Source organism: Spirochaetota bacterium (assembly GCA_025061835.1).
GTDB lineage: Bacteria > Spirochaetota > Brevinematia > DTOW01 > DTOW01 > SKYB106.
The window spans coordinates 49,538-56,478 of sequence record JANXAC010000009.1 but is presented as its reverse complement, the minus strand read 5'-3'; the positions used below and the strand labels follow the sequence as shown (position 1 = coordinate 56,478).

Below are 6,941 nucleotides of genomic sequence, written 5' to 3'. Positions count from 1 at the left end.
AAGAAGACAAGAAGATTGTGAAATACCTTAACAGGTATCTAGAGAACATATGAAAACAGGCTTGTAGTTATCTGCCAGAGCAACACTTGATAGACACTAAAAGTATTAACTATACCCAAATAACTCTCAAATTTTGGAATTTATTAGGTATAAGGGGTGTTAGGTTGCTCAAAATAGATATGATCATTTAATCTTAACGGGCCACCAAACACTTAACATCCTTGAATGGAGGTAATATGGCATTAAAGTTATACAACACCCTAACAGGTAGGATAGAAGAATTTGTTCCTCTTGAAGAGGGGAAGGTTAAGATGTATTTCTGTGGTCCTACTGTTTATGATTATCCTCATATAGGAAACTTACGAACATTTGTATTCTCTGACATCTTAAGGAGATATCTTGAATTTAAAGGATACGAAGTTGTAATGGTTATGAACCTCACTGATGTTGATGACAAGACAATAAAGGGAGCGATAAGAGAAGGAATATCGTTAAGAGAATACACTGGAAGATATGCAAAGATATTCTTTGAAGACATATCAACACTTCGTATAAAACCTGCAACATATTACCCGAGGGCAACTGAAAACATACAAGAAATGGTTGAGTTTATAGAAACACTTATCAAGAAAGGCTATGCTTACAAGACTGAAGATGGTGTTTATTTTGACATATCGTCGTTTAAAGATTACGGAAAACTTTCAAAACTTGAAAGTAGAGAGATAAAGGTAGGTGCTAGTGGAAGGTTGAATGTTGATGAATACACTAAAGATGATGTTGTTGATTTTGCATTATGGAAGGCTTGGAAGGGGGAAGATGGAGAGAACTACTGGGATACAAGTATAGGAAGGGGAAGACCTGGATGGCATATAGAATGCTCGGTAATGAGCACAAAATATCTTGGAGAAACATTTGATATACATGGTGGAGGGGTTGACCTTATCTTCCCGCATCATGAAAATGAAATAGCACAAAGCGAGGCAAAAACAGGTAAGCAATTCGTTAGATACTGGGTTCATGTTGAACACTTAATGATAAACGGTAGAAAAATGTCAAAGTCAGAAGGTAATTATTACACATTGAGAGATCTGTTATCCAAAGGATATTCACCTAAAGCAATAAGGTTAGTTTTAATATCAACACATTATAAGAAACCTCTGGACTTCACAGAAGAAAAAATCAAACAAGCAGAGAAAACCATAAAGGATTTAGAAATATTCATAGCAAAACTTAAGAAAATTATACAAATCTCTAATAATGCTAACGTTAGCGATGAGTATCTTGCGAAGATAAGGTCTTACCGTGAAAAGTTTATTGAGAGTATGGATAACAATATCAATGTTCCAGAGGCTTTAGGAAGTTTTTTCGGACTGGTTTCTGAATATGAGAACAGAGACTTAAGGAGAATATCTACACAAGAGGCTAGGGATATACTGGAGTTCGTAAATGATGTCAAGGTTACTCTTGACTTCTTTGATACAGACATTGACATAATTTCTGAAGAAATTAAAATTCTAGTGGAGCAAAGAGAAGAGATGAGGAAGAATAGGAAGTTCAAAGAAGCTGACGAAATCAGAGATACGATCAAATCAAAAGGTTATTCATTAATAGACACACCTATTGGAGTTGTTGTAATCAAAGACAGTTAAACCTGAAATTTGTATCCAACACCTCTTACTACCGTTATCTTATCTGCGTATTTCTTGAGTTTCTTCTTTATTTTGCTTATATGAACATCAACAGTTCGGGAGTCATCCTGTATATTACTATGGTCATCCCATATTGAAGATAGAATTTTTTCCTTACTAAGAACAATCCCTTTGTTTTTAACAAGAAGTTCTAGTATCTTAAATTCCTTCCTTGTAAGGTTTATAACTTCGTTATCAACGATGACTTCAAAACTATCAAAGTTTATCTTAAGACCATCAATCTCAAACTTATTCTGTTTCTGGGCAGTTTTATTATCATATCTTCTTAGAACAGTTCTTATTCTAGCGACTAGTTCTCTTATGCTAAATGGTTTTGTGATGTAATCATCTGCTCCAAGCTCAAGCAATAAAACTTTATCAACTTCACTTGACTTAGCAGTAAGTATTATGACTGGTACGTTTGAGTAATCTTCGTTTCGCTTCAACCATTTTATAACCTCTGAACCATCACCATCGCCTAACATAAGGTCAAGGAGTATTATATCAGGCTTCTCAACTTTTATCTTTTCTATTCCAAACTTAACACTCATAGCAACACTAACCGAAAACCCTTCCTTCTCCAAATAACCTTTGGAGAGATTTATAATATCTACATCATCTTCAACCATGAGTATTAGTTTTTTCATATTATAATTTTTTAGAAACACTAGACAAGATTCAAAATTAACTTTGCTAAACTAAATAGAGTCTAAATCTTAATGTTATGAAGTTTAGTTAAGGGATTTATAGTTTTTTGTTGGTAATATTTCCCTTCTTTTGCCCCTATTCTACTAGTCAAGATGAGGTTCTTTCACATCAACTTTTACCAAACTCTACTACAAACTCCAGTCAAAGTAATTTGATATCCTCATAAGAAGTTATACAAACTTAACCCAAATATTTACTATGGAGAAGGTCATATTTGGTATCATATTTGGAGTTCTTTTCATAGGTAGAACATACTTTAAGTTCGTTTCAAGATCCTTCTTTGACAGTTACAAAAAACATGAACCAACCTGGTTAGTAGTTTACAGAAGCGTAATAGGGACTATATTAATAGTAGCGACATACTTCTATTTGACTGATACTAACCCTACTTTCACCGAAGTCAAGATACCTGAATGGCTTATGTATATAGGAACAATAATAGCAGTTCTATCTATTATTCTTATATTCTGGGCTCACTTCAAACTAGGAGAGAACTTCAGTCCTTCACTGAGTAAGGCAGTAAGGATAGTAAAGGATGGTCCCTACAAATACATAAGACATCCTATCTACCTAGGATACATAATACTATTCTTTTCAACATTCTTTATAACAGGATGGTGGCTATTTACCCTACTAGGTGAATTAATAATGCTATCACTGGTTGTTTGGAGACTACCTATAGAGGAAGCACTTCTTGAGAAGAAGTTTGGAGATGAGTATATTGAATACAAAAGAAAAACCAAAATGTTCATACCTTATTTGTTCTGATCAACCTAATATATGAGAGGGAATCTATCGGTTATACTCTTCATACTACTATCCCTAGTCTTACTTATTGCTATGAGTGCTAGAGTAGTAGAACAACAGCAAACTATCGTAAGTATTACTTTAAACCTATACAATGAAATGAACTTTCATACAGTAGTTTCAAACTATTTCGCATTGAAACAGAATGACTATATTCGCATCCTACCGCCGGAGGTTATATACGCCTTCGCTAATTCCCTATACAAAACCTCTAACTACATAGAACTACTTAACTTCACAAACTATCATATTCAAGACGCCTTCCTTTCAAACAATATATCCTTACTCATTGGGTTCGCATTGTCTGAACTTGGATACTTTGAAGTATCAGATAGTGTCATAACACAATCCATTTCAAAACCTCACTTGAGATACTATACAGATCTGATTAACTATTACAGATTTAGAAACAGTATATTTTTAGGAAGAGAAAGCATTTTACAGGTAAAACCTAACCTGTTCAAAGAAGAAGATATTTCCAAGATTCTAACCATACTACCAACCTCAAGCGATGAGTTTTCAATACTAATCTCTTCTTTCCTAAACGCTTTGAAAAAAACCAAAAACGCCGAAAGAATAGCAAAAGCACTATCTGAAAAAAAATATTCCTATAGATCCTCAATAATATCCATCTCCAAAAACCTAATTTCTTCGGGCTTTGCCTCAGAAGGTGCTAAACTAATTCTATCTACCGAACTACCAAACGCAGTAAGAGACTACTATAACGCCTTGCTACTGGTTGAAAACAAAAACTTCACAGATGCTAAAAACATAATTGAAAGATTGATAAAAAATTACGAAACCAACAAAAACATTCTGAAATCTTACAATATCTTGCTTGACAAAATCCTCATTCTAAATTTAAGGCTTTATTCCAACAGAGATTCAAAGGAATTCAACGATAACGCAATAAAATATCTGAATGTAGGTGGTGTAGAGTATTTATCTTATGTCCTAAGAAATTACAAACTTCTTTTCCCTAGAAATCACCTTGAGTTTGTTAAGAACTACTATTCTAGAGTAGAACTAAACAATCTAACTAAACCACCTTTGTCCGCTTTCATATCACATCACCTACACGAAGGGAATATACAAGAAATAAGAGACTTCGTAGTATTTATGCTAAAAGTAACCAAAGATAGTAGTTGGGAGAAAGAGATTTTACTTCTGGATTTCTTAACTACTCAAAACTATGATAGAAGAGTTGAAATAATGAAAGAAATACTCATCAAACATCCATTCACTTACGAATATATAGTTTTATCTGAATTGTTGGCCACAAATAGCACACTATTGAGCAATGTTATTATTCTTATATCAAGCGAAGCATCTAACATCGTAAGTAGATACAAAAATAAACCCAGGATAGAGGATCTGAATTCAATAATAGGTTTAAAGTTTCTTGAGGGGATGTTTGGAACTTCTTTTGGTATAGATATTGACATACAAAAGGAAGTTGAAACATTCAAAAAGAGATTACTTTCATCTTACAATACACAAAACACCAACACAAATAACACTACAAACGAAAACATAAGTACCCTACCTAAATATCTATCAGAATTATTTAGCAAAAATCTGATCATTGATACACACCTTGAAATCAAGCATTTAACACCTAGACCTCATATTAAGTTTATCCGGGAATTCAAGGAATTTAACATATCCGAATACGTAGTAAGAGCCTACGAAAGGTTCGGTTTTCAAAACGATAACATATATTTTCGTAGAGCGTTCTTTATAATGGCATTTCTAGAGGAACTATACCCTACTCCTTATACAGACAGGGTTAATAATTACTGTTTCAAATATAGTGTTGAAAATGAACTAGTTTATGCTATAATGAGACAAGAGAGTAGATTTTCGCCTTTTGTTGTTTCAGTCGCCAATGCCATGGGACTGATGCAACTTATACTACCTACTGCCGATGCTACTGCTAAAAGATTTCTAGGAACCACAAGGTCCATAACCCCATTAGAAGTATTTTCAATAGACTTGAACCTGCATCTAGGTATATCTCACATAAGAGAATTATTAGATTTCTCAAAGAAACAACCAGAAAACTTCAGAGATGTATTCGTAATATCCTCTTACAACGCAGGAATGACTGCTGTAAGAAGATGGTTTGATTCATTAAAAACATCTGATCCTGTACTTTTCGTTGAAGGAATTAGGTTCCACGAAACTAGAGAATACACAAAGATAGTTTTAGAAAATAAGTTTGTTTATAAAAACTTCGTTCTAAAGTCTAGCAAACTTTCGGAAATACGAAACTAATACAAAACAAAGACGATCTTCAAAACTATACCTGCAGGTCCAGATTATTATTCTATCAAATCATTATCCTATCAAAAAACGATCTAGTTTCCGTATTTTTCTCTCACTCAATTCAAAAGTGCCATAAAAGTTGAATTAATCAAACTTGTTGTATAAAAATATATCAAAATAATTTGAGGTTGGTATGGGAAATGTCGTTTTTGTTAATGGTGAATATCTGGACAAGGACAATGCAAAAATAAGTGTCTTTGACAAAGGCTTCCTTTATGGAGATGGTGTCTTTGAAGGGATAAGGGCGTATGATGGAAGAATATTTAAGTTTGATGAACACATTGACAGGATGTTTGAAGGAGCGAAGGCTATAATGCTAGAGCCACCCTACACCAAAGAAGAAATAAAAAGTATTATCATTGAGACTTGTAGAAAGAATGATGTCAAGGATGCTTACATTCGCCCCGTGCTTTCAAGGGGCATCGGGGATCTTGGATTAAACCCCTTTCTAGCAAAGAAGGCTTCTTTTGTAGTGATTGTTGATAAGCTTGTTATGTATCCAGACGAGATATACACCGAAGGTATGAGTATAATAGTAGCATCTACCGCAAGAAACTCACCTAATGCTGTGCCCCCGATGATAAAGAGTTTGAACTATCTAAACAATATTCTCGCTAAAATAGAAGCAGTAAACAATGGCGTTCCTGAAGCAGTTATGCTCAACGAAGATGGGTTCGTTTCTGAATGCACTGGTGATAATATATTTATAGTTAAGAATGGTGTTCTAATTACTCCTCCTAAGGAAGCAGGAATATTGGTAGGTATAACTAGAAATGAAGTTATAAAGATTGCCAAGAAAAATGGAATACCATTTGAGGAAAAATTATTTTCTAAAATGGATCTGTATGTTGCCGATGAGATATTCCTGACAGGAACTGGTGCAGAGGTCGTGCCTGTATCAAAAGTAGATAAGAGGATAATAGGTGATGGAAGACCTGGAAAGATAACAAAATTCATTCTTGAGGAGTATAGAAAACTCACAAGATCTGAAGGAACACCAATAAGATAGCAAAATACAATAGAATTTTGTTATATTTAGTTATATGATTACCGATGAGGAATTAAAAAATAGAATTATACAACTTGTGGAAAAAGATGAAAGTTTCGCTTTTGAGTTATATAGGCTTATATTAGGTAAATATGGTAGCAATCTTGTAACTAAAACTTATCTAGACGAAGCTCTTTATAAACTCTATGTTGATTTTGATAAAAGGCTCTCCAGACTTTCAGAGGAATTGAGAAAAGAGTTCTATGAAGCACTAGAAAAACAATCAGAAGAATTCGATAAAAAACTAACTAAACAGTCCGAAGAATTGAAAAAAGAATTCTACGCAGCACTAGAAAAACAATCAGAAGAATTCGATAAAAAACTAACTAAACAGTCCGAAGAATTGAAAAAAGAATTCTACG

At 33.7% G+C, this 6,941-nt stretch carries 6 protein-coding genes; 5 read left to right on the top strand and 1 reads right to left on the bottom strand.

The window, feature by feature from the left end; translation table 11 throughout:
• Positions 1–236 precede the first annotated feature (236 nt).
• Positions 237–1,649: a cysteine--tRNA ligase gene (gene cysS / locus NZ579_04955; GenBank protein ID MCS7299292.1), complete on the top strand. Its 1,413-nt coding sequence runs from the start codon at positions 237–239 to the stop codon at positions 1,647–1,649.
• On the opposite strand, the gene NZ579_04950 is transcribed toward cysS, so the two are convergent.
• Positions 1,646–2,335: a response regulator transcription factor gene (locus NZ579_04950; GenBank protein ID MCS7299291.1), complete on the bottom strand. Its 690-nt coding sequence runs from the start codon at positions 2,333–2,335 to the stop codon at positions 1,646–1,648. The two genes, cysS and NZ579_04950, sit on opposite strands and share 4 nt — an antisense overlap.
• A 259-nt stretch (positions 2,336–2,594) precedes the next feature.
• On the opposite strand from NZ579_04950, the gene NZ579_04945 reads away from it, so the two are divergent.
• From NZ579_04945 to NZ579_04930, 4 genes are all read left to right on the top strand, one after another.
• Entirely contained in the window at positions 2,595–3,164 is a 570-nt protein-coding gene (locus NZ579_04945) for an isoprenylcysteine carboxylmethyltransferase family protein (GenBank protein ID MCS7299290.1), read from the top strand.
• 12 nt (positions 3,165–3,176) lie between these two features.
• A complete protein-coding gene (locus tag NZ579_04940) occupies positions 3,177–5,480 on the top strand; it encodes a lytic transglycosylase domain-containing protein (protein ID MCS7299289.1) in 2,304 nt (767 codons plus the stop codon).
• A 184-nt stretch (positions 5,481–5,664) separates the two neighbouring features.
• Entirely contained in the window at positions 5,665–6,540 is an 876-nt protein-coding gene (gene ilvE / locus NZ579_04935; protein MCS7299288.1) for a branched-chain-amino-acid transaminase, read from the top strand.
• Between the two features lie 34 nt (positions 6,541–6,574).
• Positions 6,575–6,941, top strand: a 367-nt coding sequence (locus NZ579_04930) for a hypothetical protein (protein ID MCS7299287.1), incomplete at its 3' end; no start/stop codon positions are given.

Excerpts from the sequence above, each read along its gene's own strand:
- NZ579_04940 (MCS7299289.1), top strand. The coding sequence starts at position 3,177 with ATGAGAGGGAATCTATCGGTTATACTCTTCATACTACTATCCCTAGTC.
- NZ579_04945 (MCS7299290.1), top strand. The coding sequence starts at position 2,595 with ATGGAGAAGGTCATATTTGGTATCATATTTGGAGTTCTTTTCATAGGT.
- ilvE (MCS7299288.1), top strand. The coding sequence starts at position 5,665 with ATGGGAAATGTCGTTTTTGTTAATGGTGAATATCTGGACAAGGACAAT.
- cysS (MCS7299292.1), top strand. The coding sequence starts at position 237 with ATGGCATTAAAGTTATACAACACCCTAACAGGTAGGATAGAAGAATTT.
- NZ579_04950 (MCS7299291.1), bottom strand. The coding sequence starts at position 2,335 with ATGAAAAAACTAATACTCATGGTTGAAGATGATGTAGATATTATAAAT.